This window comes from Clostridium pascui (assembly GCF_016908015.1).
Lineage (GTDB): Bacteria > Bacillota > Clostridia > Clostridiales > Clostridiaceae > Clostridium_AK > Clostridium_AK pascui.
The window spans coordinates 438,570-455,607 of sequence record NZ_JAFBDB010000002.1 but is presented as its reverse complement, the minus strand read 5'-3'; the positions used below and the strand labels follow the sequence as shown (position 1 = coordinate 455,607).

18 protein-coding genes are annotated in these 17,038 nt (G+C 30.1%); 5 read left to right on the top strand and 13 right to left on the bottom strand.

From position 1 onward, the window contains the following. Nucleotides 1-47: 47 nt before the first annotated feature. The 9 genes from JOC70_RS07315 to JOC70_RS07275 are packed head-to-tail and all read right to left on the bottom strand — an operon-like array spanning nt 48 to nt 8,610. Nucleotides 48-656, bottom strand: coding sequence for a V-type ATP synthase subunit D (locus JOC70_RS07315; protein ID WP_204598232.1), 609 nt, complete (start codon nt 654-656; stop codon nt 48-50). After that, nucleotides 656-2,035 carry a V-type ATP synthase subunit B gene (locus JOC70_RS07310; protein WP_204598231.1) on the bottom strand — a complete coding sequence of 460 codons (1,380 nt, stop codon included), beginning with the start codon at nt 2,033-2,035 and terminating at the stop codon, nt 656-658. The genes JOC70_RS07315 and JOC70_RS07310 overlap by 1 nt, the downstream gene beginning before the upstream one ends. A 2-nt stretch (nt 2,036-2,037) precedes the next feature. Continuing rightward, nucleotides 2,038-3,810 carry a V-type ATP synthase subunit A gene (locus JOC70_RS07305; protein WP_204598230.1) on the bottom strand — a complete coding sequence of 591 codons (1,773 nt, stop codon included), beginning with the start codon at nt 3,808-3,810 and terminating at the stop codon, nt 2,038-2,040. A gap of 6 nt (nt 3,811-3,816) precedes the next feature. Beyond that, on the bottom strand, nt 3,817-4,434 hold the full coding sequence (locus JOC70_RS07300) for a V-type ATP synthase subunit E (protein WP_204598229.1): 618 nt from the start codon (nt 4,432-4,434) through the stop codon (nt 3,817-3,819). A gap of 18 nt (nt 4,435-4,452) precedes the next feature. After that, a complete protein-coding gene (locus tag JOC70_RS07295; RefSeq protein ID WP_204598228.1) occupies nt 4,453-4,761 on the bottom strand; it encodes a V-type ATP synthase subunit F in 309 nt (102 codons plus the stop codon). An 18-nt stretch (nt 4,762-4,779) separates the two neighbouring features. Then, entirely contained in the window at nt 4,780-5,205 is a 426-nt protein-coding gene (locus tag JOC70_RS07290) for an ATP synthase subunit C (protein ID WP_204598227.1), read from the bottom strand. A gap of 23 nt (nt 5,206-5,228) precedes the next feature. Beyond that, complete coding sequence (locus JOC70_RS07285; protein WP_204598226.1) at nt 5,229-7,220, bottom strand: V-type ATPase 116kDa subunit family protein; 1,992 nt, start codon at nt 7,218-7,220, stop codon at nt 5,229-5,231. 20 nt (nt 7,221-7,240) lie between these two features. Then, nucleotides 7,241-8,284, bottom strand: a complete 1,044-nt coding sequence (locus tag JOC70_RS07280) for a V-type ATPase subunit (RefSeq protein WP_204598225.1) — start codon at nt 8,282-8,284, stop codon at nt 7,241-7,243. Nucleotides 8,285-8,286: 2 nt separating this feature from the next. Continuing rightward, a complete protein-coding gene (locus JOC70_RS07275) occupies nt 8,287-8,610 on the bottom strand; it encodes a hypothetical protein (protein WP_204598224.1) in 324 nt (107 codons plus the stop codon). A 343-nt stretch (nt 8,611-8,953) separates the two neighbouring features. Here JOC70_RS07275 and JOC70_RS07270 point away from each other — a divergent pair, with 343 nt between their 5' ends. The 3 genes from JOC70_RS07270 to JOC70_RS07260 all read left to right on the top strand — a co-directional run bounded on the left by JOC70_RS07270 (nt 8,954) and on the right by JOC70_RS07260 (nt 10,980). After that, nucleotides 8,954-9,715, top strand: coding sequence for an ATP-binding cassette domain-containing protein (locus JOC70_RS07270; RefSeq protein ID WP_204598223.1), 762 nt, complete (start codon nt 8,954-8,956; stop codon nt 9,713-9,715). Then, nucleotides 9,715-10,518: an ABC transporter permease gene (locus tag JOC70_RS07265; RefSeq protein ID WP_204598222.1), complete on the top strand. Its 804-nt coding sequence runs from the start codon at nt 9,715-9,717 to the stop codon at nt 10,516-10,518. Before JOC70_RS07270 ends, JOC70_RS07265 begins: the two co-directional genes overlap by 1 nt. 108 nt (nt 10,519-10,626) lie before the next feature. Further along, complete coding sequence (locus JOC70_RS07260; RefSeq protein WP_204598221.1) at nt 10,627-10,980, top strand: tetratricopeptide repeat protein; 354 nt, start codon at nt 10,627-10,629, stop codon at nt 10,978-10,980. 51 nt (nt 10,981-11,031) lie between these two features. Here JOC70_RS07260 and JOC70_RS07255 read toward each other — a convergent pair whose 3' ends face one another. The 3 genes from JOC70_RS07255 to JOC70_RS07245 form a co-directional block, all read right to left on the bottom strand. Beyond that, nucleotides 11,032-12,204, bottom strand: coding sequence for a transglutaminase-like domain-containing protein (locus JOC70_RS07255; protein ID WP_243429070.1), 1,173 nt, complete (start codon nt 12,202-12,204; stop codon nt 11,032-11,034). A gap of 80 nt (nt 12,205-12,284) precedes the next feature. Next, on the bottom strand, nt 12,285-12,929 hold the full coding sequence (gene recX, locus JOC70_RS07250; protein ID WP_207755246.1) for a recombination regulator RecX: 645 nt from the start codon (nt 12,927-12,929) through the stop codon (nt 12,285-12,287). Nucleotides 12,930-12,975: 46 nt separating this feature from the next. Beyond that, nucleotides 12,976-14,208: a M16 family metallopeptidase gene (locus JOC70_RS07245; protein WP_204598219.1), complete on the bottom strand. Its 1,233-nt coding sequence runs from the start codon at nt 14,206-14,208 to the stop codon at nt 12,976-12,978. A gap of 265 nt (nt 14,209-14,473) precedes the next feature. Between JOC70_RS07245 and modA the strand changes: the two genes are divergently transcribed. Together modA and modB are read left to right on the top strand one after the other, a co-directional pair. Continuing rightward, nucleotides 14,474-15,253: a molybdate ABC transporter substrate-binding protein gene (gene modA / locus JOC70_RS07240; protein ID WP_204598218.1), complete on the top strand. Its 780-nt coding sequence runs from the start codon at nt 14,474-14,476 to the stop codon at nt 15,251-15,253. Between the two features lie 69 nt (nt 15,254-15,322). Further along, nucleotides 15,323-15,979, top strand: a complete 657-nt coding sequence (modB, locus tag JOC70_RS07235; protein ID WP_204598217.1) for a molybdate ABC transporter permease subunit — start codon at nt 15,323-15,325, stop codon at nt 15,977-15,979. A 110-nt stretch (nt 15,980-16,089) separates the two neighbouring features. On the opposite strand, the gene JOC70_RS07230 is transcribed toward modB, so the two are convergent. Then, on the bottom strand, nt 16,090-16,962 hold the full coding sequence (locus tag JOC70_RS07230; RefSeq protein ID WP_243429069.1) for a CAP domain-containing protein: 873 nt from the start codon (nt 16,960-16,962) through the stop codon (nt 16,090-16,092). Nucleotides 16,963-17,038: the final 76 nt, after the last annotated feature.

Genomic DNA, 17,038 nt, shown 5'->3' with positions numbered 1-17,038 from the left:
GCAAATCACACAAAAGCTTAATTTATTCTTAAAACTGCTTGTTTTCCTTACTTTTTCTTCTTTACAACTTTAAGCCTAAAGAAATCTTCTCTTTCCTTCTCTTCTAATACTTCACTAATGCTTTTAACAGTTGCCTTAAACTTTGGTATTTGTATGTTTTCTAGTGCATTGGCTCTTTTCTGTGTTTTTTTAACTTCAACTGCAAGTCTATATATTGCATTTTCTAATTCTGCTAGCTCATATATAAGATATTTCACCTCATTAAAGCTTTGGTATGCTAAATCCATTGCAGTATTGCTCTTATAAAATCCATAGGATGGTTTTATATATTCTTTGTTAAAATATACACGCGGAACTTCTACCCCCATAACAGATTTAAAAAGTATATCATAATCATTTGCTTCAGGAACTGCCATAGCTATTTCTTCAACTTCATATATTCCCATAGTTATATTAGCTCTTTCAAGCGCCTTATAAGCTTCTGAAAATATTTTATTGATTTTATCTTGAATACTTTTTGCTTTATCTACATATTCCATAAGTTCTCTTATAAGTACATTTCTTTTTCTATCTAAAAGTTCAAAACCCTGTTTAGAAAACTCAAGTGAACTTTTTGCACTTATTAAATTGGCCTTGGTAGGAGCTATATTTTCCATTAAGCTTCACCTCTGTAATATTCATCAAGTATTTTAGGGTTTACTCTATCAAGTTCCCCCTTAGGTAAAATTGAAAGTATATCCCATGCTAAATCTAAGGTTTCTTCTATACTTCTATCTTCTTCAAATCCTTGCTTTAGAAATCTTTCTTCAAATTGCCTTCCAAATTCCATGTATATTTTGTCTATTTCCGACAACTCATCTTCTCCTATTACTTGAGCTAGTGCCACTACATCTTGAACATGGGAATAGCTTGAAAAAAGCTGATTTGATACATCTGGATGGTCTACTCTTGTATAATCTTCACCTATTCCATCCTTCATGAGCCTTGATAGGGAAGGAAGTATATTTACTGGAGGATATATATTTTTTTGGTATATACCTCTATTTAAAACTATTTGTCCTTCTGTAATATATCCTGTTAAATCAGGTATAGGATGTGTTATATCATCATTTGGCATTGTAAGTATTGGTATTTGTGTTATAGATCCTTCTCTTCCTTTCATCATTCCAGCTCTTTCATAAAGAGAAGCTAAATCCGAATATAGATATCCCGGGTACCCTTTCCTACTTGGCACTTCTTCCCGAGAAGATGAAATTTCTCTTAGCGCTTCGGAATAGTTTGTTATATCAGTCATTATTACTAATATGTGCATTCCCTTTTCAAATGCAAGGTACTCTGCTGCAGTTAATGCACAGCGTGGAGTAGCAATTCTTTCTACTATTGGGTCATCTGCTAAATTAGTATACATAACAACCCTTTCTACAACTCCTGCTTCTTCAAATTTTTTTCTGAAAAAATTTGCATCATCATGCTTTATTCCCATAGCTGCAAATACTACTGCAAACTCACCCTTTGAATTTCCACTTAACTTTGCCTGTCTTACAATTTGAGCAGCTAATTCATTATGCGGCATGCCATTTCCAGAAAATATAGGTAGCTTTTGTCCTCTGATGAGAGTACTTAAGCAATCTATTGAAGATATACCTGTTTCAATAAAATTTCGAGGATATTTTCTAGCAGCAGGATTCATGGGTCTTCCGTTCACATTATATTTAGTGCTTGTATATATTTTTCCACCACCATCCCGAGGCTCTCCCACTCCATTAAATTCCCTTCCCAAAATATCCTCTGAGAGGCTTATAGAAAGAGGCCCTCCTGTAAAACTTACAGCAGTATTTTGAGTAGATATGCCAGTAGTTGTTTCAAATACCTGTATTACCACCTTATCTCCATCTATTTGAACTACTTTACCTTTTTTTCTTTCATTTTCATTTACTACTATATCAACTATTTCATCATAAGATACTCCCTTTACTTGAGATAATACTATTAAAGGGCCTTGAATTTTATCTAAAGTTAAATATTCCTTTTTCATATCTACGCCTCCTCTCTGCCATATTCCTCTATAAGCTTTTTATAAAAGTTTTCAACCTTTTCTTCCAATAAATCTATACTGCTTAAATCTTCATTTGGTACATTATATTTTATTTTTGTGATTTCCTCATATAAATCTTTATTTTTTATTTTGGAAATTGGAATACCTTGCTTTACTGCTATACTTGAGCATTCATATAAAACATTTATAAGATTTAGCATTTTAAATTGCTTATTTAATGGTACAAAAGTATCTTCTTTGTGATAGGCATTTTGCTGAAGAAATCCAATTCTTATAATCTTTGCAACTTCAAGAATAAGTCTTTGGTCATCTGGCAGCACATCTTCTCCTACAAGTTTTACTATTTCTTGAAGTTTATCTTCTTCGAATAATATCTTAAGTACTTTACCTCTTATTTCCATCATTGTGTCCGAAATATTTTCCTCATACCAATCTGAAAGCATAGAAATATATCCACTATAACTTGTTAGCCAGTTTATAGCTGGGTAATGCCTTGCATATGCAAGTCTCTTATCTAAACTTAAGAATGAGCTTACAAATCTTTTTGTATTCTGAGTTACAGGTTCAGAAAAATCTCCTCCAGCTGGCGATACAGCTCCTATAACCGTCAAAGACCCTTCCGTTCCATTTAAGTTCTCAACATAACCTGCTCTTTCATAAAACTCTGCAATTCTTGTAGGTAGATATGCTGGATATCCCTCTTCAGCTGGCATTTCCTCCAGTCTCCCAGATATTTCTCTTAGTGCTTCTGCCCAACGTGATGTTGAATCTGCCATTATAGCAACATGATATCCCATGTCTCTAAAATATTCAGCAATTGTAATTCCAGTATAAATAGAAGCTTCTCTTGCTGCCACAGGCATATTTGAAGTATTTGCAATTAAAACAGTCCTATTCATTAAAGGCATATTTGATTTAGGATCTATTAATTTGGGAAAATCCTCTAAAACCTCTGTCATCTCATTTCCTCTCTCACCACAGCCAATATACACTATTAAATCAGCATCAGACCACTTTGCAAGCTGATGTTGAGTCATAGTTTTCCCTGTACCAAATCCCCCTGGAATTGCAACAGTTCCTCCTTTTGCTATAGGGAAAAAAGTATCCAATATTCGTTGTCCTGTGACTAGTGGAACAGTTAGTGCTTTTCTTTCTTTTACAGGTCTTGGTTTTCTTACTGGCCACATTTGATAAAGAGGAAGTTCATAATTCTTTTCATCTTTTAATAGCTTTATAACTATTTTCTCTATATTATAATTACCACTTTCCGCTGCCCATACAACTTTTCCTTCCACACCTGGTGGAACCATAAGCTTATGCTTTAAAAGTGGAGTTTCCTGAACCTCAGCATATACATCACCAGATTTTAAATATTCTTCTGTCTTAGCTGTTATAGAAACTTCCCAAAGCTTTTCATTATCTAGAGAAATCAGTCCTATACCCTCTGGAATAAATCCATAAGATAGCTGATTTAGCTTTTCTAGCGGTCTCTCTATTCCATCAAATATATTTCCTATAATGCCTGGTCCCAATTTCAGCGATAACGGCCTATTCGTAGATACAATGTTTTCTCCTGCTTTAAGCCCTCCTGTTTCTTCATACACCTGTATGGTTCCTATATCTCCTTCTAATATAATTACTTCTCCTATAAGTTTTCGCTCCCCCACCATTACCATTTCTCTCATTTGAAATTTACTCATACCTGAGGCTTTTACAACAGGACCATTTATTCCAATTACTATTCCTTCCTTCATAAGATTTTATGCCTCCTCATTCAATTGATCCATAACCTTAGCACCTACTACTTCCTTTAATTTATCTATTTTATAAATCAAACTATTATCTATTCTAAATTTCTTATTTTCATCCTCTAATATAAAGCCTCCAATTATGGGAACTCTTGAAGGTTTTATATTAAAGGACTGTGAAATGTCCTGAAGCTCTGTTTGTATATCCTCTTTATATTTCTCAATATCTTCTTCTGATAAGTATAAAATAAACCTTTCAGGTACTTCATGGTTTTTTAAACTTTTAATTTCGCTCAGTAAATAATCTCTGTATTCTTCTGTACTGCTATATTCCTTTAATCCTTTCTTTACCTCTTCTATTGTTTCTATTATTATTTTTTCTTTTGTATTTAAAAGTTTTCTTTGCATCTCCATTTTAACTTTAGATATCTCTTCTCTTTGTTTTGCTGTAATCTTCTTTTCTATATCTCTTATGGTCTTATTTTTATAGTTCTTTACTTTTTCATTTTCGCTCAATATAATTTGATTTATTTCATTCGTATTTTTTTCCTCTTGCTTTTTATACTGCTCATCTATTTCATTAAACACTATTTTAGTAAATAACTTTAACTTATCTTCAATAGTAGTCATATATATCACCTCAAACTTTTAAAGTTTTAACCCTATAGCTTCTTTTACATAATTTAAAAGATGGTCTTCTTCTTTTTTAGAACCATGTCTATCAGGTATTTCTACCACAAGAGGTAACAATTTAGATAATTTTATTTTGCTTAACTCCCCTGGAATAAGCTCTGCTATTTTTTCTGTAACTATTATAGTACTTATTTCTTTATCCTTTAATAAATCCTCTAATACTTCTAATACTTCTTCTCTTTTATGAACCACACTTCCTCTTATTCCTGCTGTTTTAAGTCCTACAAGACTATCTACATTATCACTTATTAAAAAAGCTTTCATAATTGTAAACTCCTTAAGTTATAGTCTTGAAAGTATCATTATAGAAATTATAAGTCCATATATAGCAATACCTTCTGCAAGTCCTACATATATAAGTGTTTTACCTAATATTTTAGGATCTTCTGATACTGCACCAAGCGCTGAAGAGCCCACTACACCTACTGCATAGCCTGCACCTATTGTTGCAAGTCCTGTACATAATGCTGCTGCAATGTAGCCCATTCCTGACGCAGTTGCAATTGAAGCAGTTTCTGCTGCACTTACTATGTCTGGTATCATAAATATTATTGCAGCACTTATAACTGGAATGAATGCTCCAAGATTTATCTTAAGTATTTTTTTAATTTTTTTATTTCCATCTAAATCCCTTTTAGTTTTTTCTGTAAATCCATAAGTTATTGTCCCTAAAACTATACAAAATGTAATTAATAATAAATAAAACATTACTTTTCCTCCTCATTATAAATTCAACTATTTTCACTAATTAAACTTTTACTATTATTAAGTTTTATTGGTTGAAATTCCGTGCCTGCCCCCTCGTAGTACTTACTAAATAGTTCATAATATTCCAGCCTCAATCCCTGAATAAATACTATAAGCCCTTCAAGTCCAATTATTATGATGTTTCCTAAAACATACATAAATACACTCCCTGCCTCAGAATTCATCATGTTTGCTAGTGAACTAAATGCTATAAATAATCCTACATGATTTAATGCAAAAGCTCCTACCCTTATAAAGGATATGGTATTTGAAAACATTCCAAGAAGAGTCTCCAATACTCCAAATCCTCCTTCTATAAAGTAATCACTTTTACTTTCACTATAAAATGGTCTTTTTCCCGTTACTAAATTGGCTAAAGGTTCTTTAAATACCATCATCATAAGCATTGCTATAAATAAAACCATCCATGCCGAAGTTCTAAATGTATTTATCCCCAAAATCTTTGAATATGCAAAGTAAAGCAAAAGCATATAAAATAAAAGACCATTTACTCCATCTTTCCCAAACACCCCATTTTCCACGTCTTTTCTTTTAAAGTTATTAACTAAGCTAAATATAAATCCTACTATTAAAAGCATACATCCAAATATCACTGCCATAATTAAAACATTTTGTATATTTTCCATAGGTCTTATAAATGCTGCTGGAATTACATCTTCAAACCCAAATACACTTCCGTACAGAAACCCAAATATAGCTGAACTTATTCCTAGCCTTGCAAGTATTCCTCCTAAATTTACTCTTCTCATTCTATACTTTAAAAATAATCCTGCAATCAAAAATACAAGTCCTTGCCCTACATCCCCAAACATTGCTCCAAATATAAGCATATAACTAATCCCTAAAAATAATGTAGGATCTGCTTCATCATAGGATGGAGTACCATACATATTTACCATAACCTCAAAAGGCCTTACAATAGAATTATTATTAAGCTTTGTTGGTGGGACTGTAGTTTTATTTTTTATTTCATTAGCTTCTTTGCTCAAAATAATTATTTTATTCCCAAAATTACTTAACTTCTTATTGAGATTTTTTATTTTCTCTTCCGAAACCCACCCACAAAGATAAAAAAATTCATTTGTACATGCAGCATAATCCTTAAGTTCGGAAGTTTTAAGCTGAAGTCTTAAGCTTACATTGAGTATATTTATTTCTTGTTTATTTTCCTCATATATTTTCCTCATCTGTGCTTCTAGTTCTAATATTTCTCTTTGCAGCTCATTAAACTCCTGCCTTAGTTTTTCCTGTATTTGAAGCGGTGTTCCTTCATATTGCCATGGCATTTCAACAGTTTCTAAGTTTAAAGAACTCAGTATTCTGTCTGATTCATTTTTTAGCATATTAGGAGTTATGATTATTACGACTCTATAATCCTTAGCCTTATATACCTTCTTCACCATAGATGGTATATTTTCATAATTAATCTTTAATTTATGCGAACTTTCCAGTGTTAATTTGTATACTTCCACATAGAAATTGCTTAAATTTTTTATTTTTTGCAAAGGTACATCTATGTCTTTAAAGTAGGATATATTATTTAAAAATAGCTTTACTTTTTCCTGTGCTTCTTTTTTATCCAGTAACCTTTTATAAATCTCTTGAAACTTCCCATCTATCCTTGCTATTTTATCTAAAAGTTCTTCATAATTTAAAATAAGTTCTTTTTCTTGTACCGGAAAGCTCTCCTTAAAATTTACAATTTCTAAAATTCTTTTTATATGTGTTTCAATAGGTGTATAGTCTCTTTCATGCACATAAGGTTTTACATAATTTAAATCAACAATTTTTTCTAAGTTATCCTCTGTAGCAGAAATAGTAAAATCCGTAGTATCTATTTCATTCATAGCATTTACAGGATGCAATCCATTAAAAAGCACAACCTGTTTAGCTACATTTTCAAGCAAATCCATAGTTCCTATAATGTTTACCATTTTCATTTTTTCTACGGACACAAATCCCCACCTCCTAAATTTTAACAGTCACTTATATATCTATGGATTTCTTGTGAATCTAATGAATATCTTCTGCCTTCAATTATTGATACTATATACTTTATTTCTAAAAGAGCTAATTCTAAATAAGAGACCACTATAGATATATCCATAGGATTTTCTTTTGCGTATTTTAAGTACAAATTTTTCATATACCGTAATATATCGCTTTCTATCAAGTGATCGTCCTTTTTCCCTTCTCCAAACACCTCTATATATGGAGTATATTTTATCAAAGTGAATAGTTCATCCATATTTTTTGAATAGCAGAGATTTTTTAAATCCTTTAAGTGAAGCCTATATCCATCATATATTGTGTAGTTTAATAAAATTTCTGGTGCTATATTATAGTACTTTTTACCTCTAAAGATCCATTGTATATTTAAAAGATCACTGTATACACCTATTATACTTTTAAGGATTTCACGGCTTTCCTTATGAATTTTTTCTTCAATCTTTCTAAGTTCACTAAAATATGAAAAATCCAGTGACATTTCTACTCTAAACATACCCTCTTCTTTTATAGAATTAATCAGTGGAAAAATATGATTATAATATTTTGTATTCTTAAGTATTTCAGTAGCTTCTTCAATATTTCTCGCTGAGATTAAACCATCATAATTTATTTCACTTAACGGATTTTTATAGGCCATAAGGGATTGTAAATCTTCCTTCTCTCTCCCCAGATACTTACCTCTAAGTATTACCTTTAAATCTTCTATTTCAAGTTTCATAAAAAGCACTTTTATTAAATTTTTATAATCACCTCTGAGATAATGACTGAACTTATAAAAACTTTTAGTGTAATATATTTTTAATATTTTTTCTAATTGTCCTCTATGCAAATCCTGTATATTATAATTCTTTAGTGCCTCTTTATAATTTGTATTTTCCTTCAAATAACTAATGGCCTGTACATAATCTTTGGCGTTTATAAGTTCCTCATATTGATCTTTTGTAAGGAGTTTCCCCTTAAGTGCCTTTGCCTTAGTATTAACTGCTGCAAAACTTGCAACACTTCTCATAGTTATTCCTCCTTAGTTAAGGCAACAATATTTTCTATAGCATCCTTTACCACCTTATTTTTTATTTTTTCATATTTATTTTTAAATTTTTTTTCTTTTTCTTCTAATTCCTTCTCAATACTTGCTATTATCGCTTTTTCTTCAAGTTTATTTTTGCTTATAATCTCTTCTTTTATCTTAAGAATTTCCTCGTCCGTTTTCTTCCATAGTAATTTTACTTTTTCCTCGGCTTCTCTCTTCTTACTCTTTAATTCTTCTTCCTTTTGCATTTTTAATTTTTCCGCTTCTTTATCTATAGATATAATACTTTTAATTGCATTTTGCATATATTCACCCCATTCATATAATTATCATTATAATTTTCACCATTCTTATTAACATTTTCATATTTATTTGTTTATTGTACTCCTGTATTTTTAGATTTAAAAGCATCATATACCATAAATTATTTGAACTAATGAGTGTAAAACTAATAATTTCTTCATATAATCAGTCTATATAGTTTGCCATTTACTTTTATGGAACATTTTGGGGTAATCATTACATTTTTAATGTTTAATCTCCCGTATGAGATTTGCATTTAACTTAATATTCATTATCACTTTAGTCTTTATTCACATATACTAAAATATAACTTTACTGATTGAAAATATTAAGGAGTTGGTTTTAGTGGATAAAGTAGTTGTTAAAGATATATACATGAATTATCACTCTTTATCAAATTCTACGATGGCAATTAACAATATATCATTTAATGTAAAAGATGGTGAATTTTTGAGTATAGTTGGTCCTTCTGGCTGTGGTAAATCAACAGTTTTAAATATAATAGCAGGACTTCTAAAGCCATCTTCTGGAGAAATATTTATAGATGCTGAAAGGGTAGATAAGGTTTCTTCTAAAGTTGGATATATGTTTCAAAGAGATCATCTATTTGATTGGCTAACAGTATGGGACAACATTACACTTGGTTTAAAGATTCAACATAATTTAACAGAAGAACGAAAAGTAAAAATAGATCAGCTTTTAAAAGATTATAATTTATGGGATTTTAAAAACCATTATCCTAAAGAACTTTCTGGAGGAATGCGTCAAAGGGCTGCTCTCATAAGAACTCTTGCCTTAACTCCTGAAGTACTTCTACTAGATGAACCCTTCTCTGCACTGGATTATCAAACAAGGCTTAATGTAAGTGACGATATATATAATATATTGAAAAAAGAAGGAAAAACAATAATTATGGTAACTCATGATCTATCAGAAGCAATTTCCATGTCTGATAGAGTAATAGTTTTATCTAATAGACCTGCTGAGATTAAGAGGGAATTAGAGATAAGTTTTTCTGATTTAGAATGTAAATCACCATTAAAATGTAGAGAAGCTTCAAACTTTAGAGTGTACTTCAATGAACTTTGGAAGGAGTTGAATTCCTAATGATTGACTTTAACAAAGAGCGCGAAAATTATATTCAAAATATCAAAAAAAACAAATGGAAAATTACTTTAACTAGGCTTCTCATATTAATATTATTTTTTGCGTTATGGGAAATTGCGGGTGAGCTAAAATGGATAGACCCATTCCTAACCAGTACCCCATCAAGGATGTGGAAAAGCCTTTTAAAAATATACAGTGAAGGCACATTATTTAAGCATATATTGGTTACTTGCTTTGAAACAACCGTCGGATTTTTGCTTGGTACTGTGCTTGGAACTCTTGTAGCAATACTATTATGGTGGTCGGATTTTTGGTGCAAAGTTCTTGATCCTTATCTTGTAGTTCTAAATGCTCTTCCTAAGGTAGCATTAGCACCTATCATAATATTTTGGGTAGGTAATGGAATGAAGGCCATAATAATGGTTGCATTACTTATATCCATAGTTGTAACAATAATAGGTGTATTGAATGGATTTAAAGAAGTAGATGAAGATAAAATAAAACTTTTAAAAACCTTTGGAGCTAATAAGTGGCAGATACTCTCTCATTTAATTGTACCAGCATCTGTTCCTACTTTAGTTTCTGCTCTTAAGATAAATGTTGGTCTTTCTTGGGTCGGAGTTATAATGGGAGAATTCTTGGTAGCGAAGGACGGCTTAGGATTCTTAATAATATTTGGAGGACAAATTTCTCAACTTGATATGGTAATGATGAGTATAATTATACTTTCTGTACTTGCCTATATTATGTATGAAGCTGTTGCTCTAATAGAAAAAAAATTTAATACTCAATCTCGCAGATAAATCATGAATATTTTTCCCCATTTTGGTTATTATTTCTAATGTAATATTTAAAGGTTATATAAAATATATTAATACTAGAGGAAATGTAACCAAAGGAGGAAGTTTTTAATGAATTACTTTCAAGAGGCAAATGATTATTATAATTTAAAAGAGTATAAAAAAGCTATATCCCTTTATCAAAAATCAATACTTGTTAAAGAAAACGAAGCAGCTTCTTTATATAATTCTGCAGTATGTTTTATAAAACTTAAAGATTATAACAATGCAATTCCTCTTTTAAAATCTGCAGTAAACTTAAAAAGGGACAGCAAATACTTTTTTAATTTAGGATACTGTTATGCAATGTTAAAGGATAATAAAAAAGCTTTAATATATTTTAATACCGCCTGGGCACTAGACAACGAAGATAAAGATTGCGAAAAAGCTATAAATATAATTATGAAAAAATATAGAAAAAATTAGAAATTCTGCTCCCACAGAATTTCTTTCTTTTTGCTCGTAAACGCCCTGCTTCTACCATTCTCCTGCAATATTTGCATCTTTATGATCTAAATCAAATCTTTTGCTATTAAAATAATTTCCACCCTTATAAAATGTAGGGTCTACATTTATCCACTTATCTTCCTCAGCAATATATATCTGATTCCAAGCATGGCTTACCCAACTTACTCCATTAAATCCTTGTCCTGTAACTAACCTTACTGGTATATCATTTGCTCTGGCCATAGCCACATAAAGACATGCATAATCAAAACATATTCCTTCCCTAGTCTCAAATGTTGGTATTGCCCCTGATTCTACTTGAAAATTATTATTTAAAACCTTGTATGCTTTATCATAATCATACTCTACATTTTCACCAACCCAGGTATATAATGTTTTTGCCTTATCTTTACTTGTTTTGTCTTTAGATACAAGCTCTTTTGCAAAGTTATCTATTTGCTTATTAGACTTTATTCCTTCATTTAAAGTTACACCATTATAATATACAACAGTTCTCTTTGACTGATTGTCTATATTTGTTGAATTACTTGATTCTTTTACAACTATTTTAAATGAATTATTTATAACTTCTGGAAGCTTCTTTGCAAGATTTGAATTTGTTACGGGAATTATTGTAGTTTTACATACATAATTATAAACCTTAGAATTTTCCAAATACTTATTAAAAGAATCATTTGTATAAAATATTGATGCTATATTTAATGCTAAAGTAACAAATAAAATATAGGATATAGCCTTAGGAAACTGAAATACTCCCCCTACTATACTTTTGAAAAAACTATTTTTTTGCCTTAAGTAACTTTCTATTCCATCTAAAAGAGGATAGGATGTTATGCTATTTAAGGCATTAAGTATAAATAACGCTATCCTATATATAATCATCATGATTGCAGGTATTATAAATATATATATTATAAAAGGTTTACCTTCTATATACTCTAATATATTAGGAGGTATTGATTCATACAGTCTTTTATATACTCCTGTATCATGCTGAATAAAAAGTTTTTTTCCGTAAACTACACCTAGAAGCAGCGATATAATAAATGATATACTTTTGTTTATTTCTTGTATGTCAAATTTTAAACTTTTAGATGAGAACTTAAATACAAATCCCTTAATTATTGGATATATAAACACCAAAATCAAAGCTAAAGTAATTGGATTCACACTTTTCAACATGTTATCCCTCCCTTTCATAATTTGCAGAAATCCTTGATTGCGTCGCAATTAGCACAGTGGATTAATTTTAGATATTTTCTTTAATCTAATTGAGATGCTTCCTTTAAAGCACGATTTAAAAAGGACTTTACATCGTCCCAAGGGTACCCCCTCCGCATAAGATAGTCCCCTAATTTTTTATATATTTTGCGAGTATCCTCTTCCCTTTTTATAAGCTGCTCATACTTTGCCATACCTATTCTTTCTAGAGAATCTCCTTCTTTTTCCTTATCTATATTTTGAAGTTTTTCTTTAATCAAGGACTCATCTAATCCCTTTTGCATTAAAGAATATTTTATTTTATTTCTTCCCTGACTTAACAATTTCTCTTTTACATACATATCAGCAAACTTACTATCATCTAAAAAGTTGTACTCCTTTAAAAATAAAATTGCTTTCTCTATGGTTGATTTTTCATACCCCTTTGCTAAAAGCTTTTGCACAACTTGTTTTTCTGTCTTATAAGCCTTTTCTATACTATGCAAAGCGTCATTTTTGCACTTTATATAATTATCTTCTTCAATTATGATTTTTATCTTATCTATATCTATTTTTTCTCCAGATTTAAGTCCATAATTATAAATTATTTCTGCACTACATGCAAATAAAAAATCTTCATCTACATAAACATTAACTCTATTTTTATTTCTCTTTTGTACTTCAATCTTTGTTATAATGTGTTCCAAAACATCCTCCTTGTTGCTACAATCAATACCTAATAATCATTAACTATTATTTATTACTCTTTAAAATATGAATAGTTGGATTTGAGAGTACAGTATGCGCTATTTTATATATATCTTCTTCCTTAATTTCCTCAATTTTTTTCATATCATCTAAAAATCCTTGTATACTTTCTCCGTCAATCATTTGATGTATTACGTAATTACTTAAGTCGGTAGGATCTTCTAATGTAAATACGATTCCGGTCTTTAACACCTTTTTCATAAGATTTATAGTTGCATCATCAAATGATATTCTTGCCTCATTTATATCTTGTAAACACTTATCTATAACTTTAATACTTTCTTTTATATTTTCTTCTGCAACTGCAGTGTAAATATACAAAGATCTCACATAATCAGTAGTATCAAGATTTGTATACACATCATAAGCAAGTCCTCTGTCTTCTCGTAAATTTCTAAATAGCATAGAATTGCCGCTATCCCCTAATTTATGATTTAATATCTTAAGAGCCATTTCTTCCTCTTTAGTAAGCTTTGGAAAAGTAAATAAATAAATAATCGTACTTTGCTCTATATCCTTTTTATATGATGTGTGGATGCCAGGAATATTTGCTTCTACATTAACCTTTTTACTAATACTTTCCTTAGCCTCAGCATTTTTAAAATACTTTTCCACTAATTTATATACAAAATCATGATCATAAGGTGACACTATACTTACATACATATCATTAGGTATATAGTGACTTTTATAAAAATCTATAAGCTTTTTTCTTGTAAAACTTTTCACATGTTTTTCTGTACCTAAAGTATCATATTTTAAAGGACTATTAACGTATGATAGCTCATTTATTCTTTTAAAACTATAATCTTCTACATCATCTTTGCTTGTCCTTATCTCTGCTAGAACTACTCCTTTTTCCTTTTTTAACTCTTCCTCAGGAAAATTAGAATTTAAAATCATATCACTTACTATCTCTAGCGACTTTTCAAGCTCTTCACTTAAGGCAGTTACACTGCAAACCGTGCACTCGAGATCTGTATAGGCATTATACTCTCCACCTAATTCTTCTAACTCCTTATTTATAACTTCATTACTTCTATTTTCAGTTCCCTTAAAAAGCATATGCTCAATAAGATGACAAATTCCCTTTTCATCATCTTCTTCATATATAGAACCTATCTTAACTCCTGCATGAAGCGAAAATACCTGTGTATCTTTTTTTATAGAAACCAAATTTAAACCATTTGGTAATGTACTTAACTTTGAATCAAACATATTGTTATCTCCCTCTGCTACGCTTAAATTAATAGTTATATAGTTAATAATTAGTCAATACTTTCCTAAGTGCAAATTTTATACTTTGTTAATCACCATTATCTAAAAATATCTCAATTTTATTATAATTTATATACTCTTAAAAGTGAAATGAATATTTTACTACATATTTTTATGTTAATCTTAGTAAAATTACCTTTTATAAAATACTGTGATATAATACAAGTAAATATACCCATATTTTATAAATTTAAGGAGTGGTTTTATGAAAAAATATATCTTAAATTGTATTTTATTTATATCTTGTTTTTTTATATTTATAGGCTGTGGTAGCTCATCCACTAAAGAAACCGATAAATCTCTAGTGGTATCAGCTGCATCAAGCCTTATGGAACCATTAAATGAAATAAAAAGTAATTTTGAAAAAGAAAACAATATTAAAATAAACATAAATTATGCTGCTTCGGGCACCCTTAGAAAACAAATAGAAGAAGGTGCACCTGTAGATATATATTTTTCTGCAGATAAGGATAACTATGATAAACTTTTAAAATCTAATATAATAGATAAAACTTTAGGAGAATACACCATAAAAAATGAGATAGTTCTTATAATAAATAAAAGTTTTAAAAACCATGGAGATATTAAATCTATTGAAGATTTACGTAAAACAAAGCTAGACAAGTTATCCATAGGAACTCCAGAAACAGTCCCAGCAGGCAAATATGGGCTTGAAACTCTTAATTATTATAACATTTTTGAAAATTTAAAGGGTACTATTGTTTATGGAAGAACTGTAAAAGATGTCCTTAATTACGTACTTACACAAAATGTAGATGGTGGAATAGTATTTAAAACAGATACATTAGGTAAAGAAGATAAAATAAGCATTGTAAACATTCCACCACAAAGTCATAGTGAAATAGTTTATAAATGCGGCATACTTACAAACTCTAAAAGCAAACAAGAGGCTCAGAAATTTCTATATTATTTAAATGAAGAATCTAGTAAAAAGATATTTGAGAAGCACGGATTTAATTATTAATTAATACTTATCATTGTCATATGAAAGCTTCTAATAATTATTATTTATACGAAAGGTTTGACACTTACTATGGGTAATGCAATAATTTTATCTTTAAAGATTTCCATTATATCTACAACTATAGTTCTTATACTAAGCTTAATTGTCTTAAAACTTCTTTGGAAGAACAACACTTTAATGAAAGATTTTATTGAAACTATATTAAGCCTTCCTTTAGTACTTCCTCCTTCAGTTATAGGATATATATTACTCATAGTTCTTAGTAAAAACAGCGCTTTAGGAAAGCTATTATATGAAAGCTTTAATTTACAAATTATATTTACAACTAGTGCAGGAGTTATAGCAGCTGTTATAGTGTCCTTTCCTCTTATGTATCAAAGCGTAAAATCTTCAATAACAAGTATAGACAAGTCTTATATAGAAGCAGCCCGCACTATGGGTGCCTCGGAATTTCAAGTATTTTTTCATATAATGATTCCCATGTGTTGGTCAGGACTTATTAGTGGAATTATATTATCCTTTTGCAGATCCCTTGGAGAATTTGGAGCAACACTTATGGTTATGGGAAATATCGCTGGTAAAACTCAAACCATTCCCTTAGCTATTTACTTTTCAGTAGAATCAGGTAATACTAATTATGCCAATAATCTTGTATTTATAGTTATCCTGCTTAGCCTCTCACTTAACCTTATATTGAACTTATATTTAAAGAAAAAATGCTCTTAGTATAATCTATATATTAATTTTTCATATCATTTCCATAAAAATATTCATCTGTATAATAAAGGGCTATCTCAAAATACAATTTGAGATAGCCCTTCTAATTAATAATTGAATTATTTTCCTATAAACATTTGTGTCCAATAATTATTGTAGAAACCTACACCTATTTCAGTGAAGTTACCATTTAATATATTTGCTCTATGTCCTGGTGAATTCATCCATCCTTTTACAACTTCTTCTGGAGTTCTTTGTCCATAGGCAATATTTTCTCCTGCTGTTCTGTAAGAAATTCCAAAGGATTTCATCATATCAAATGGTGATCCATAGGTAGGTGAATTATGATCAAAATATTTTTTATCAACCATATCCTTAGACTTTATCCTAGCAACCTTACTTAATTCAACATTTAATGTTAATGGTTTTAATCCTTGTTTTGATCTTTCAATATTAGTAAGTCTTACTACTTCTTTTTCAAATTCATTTACTTGTGAATCTCCAGCTTGTCCAACATTACTTTCTGGAGTAGTTGGTTTTGGAGCTTCTGGTTGTGCTACTGGTGCAGTAGTTTCTGGCTTGTCCACTGGTTTTGTAACCACTGGTCTTGTCACTACTGGTTTAGTCGTTTGTGGTTTTTTAACTTGAGTTACTACGTTTGTCCAATCATTTGTATCAGTAATGCATTCATCATTATTTTGCACAGCAACTTCTTGTTTATTAGTTTCAGTTACTTCTTTTTGATCCTCATTACTTGTAGACGTTTTATCTTCTGATACCTTGTTGTCATTTTCTTTTATAGCTTCTTTATTCTCTGTAACTTTTGCAATTTCTTCTTTAAGGTCAATTGGGCTTTTAATCCCTTCTCCATTTTCAATTGCTATTGGCGCATTATTAGCACCTGTTAGTTTTTCAGCTGATGAACTGCTACATCCGGAAGCTAAGGATGCTATTATCGCAATTGTAGATACTAAAACTGCTACTCTTTTCATAGATAATCCTCCTATATCTCTTTTCTTGGCCATTCACCAGAATCATTATAACATGTTTTTCTATAAATTTTAATAA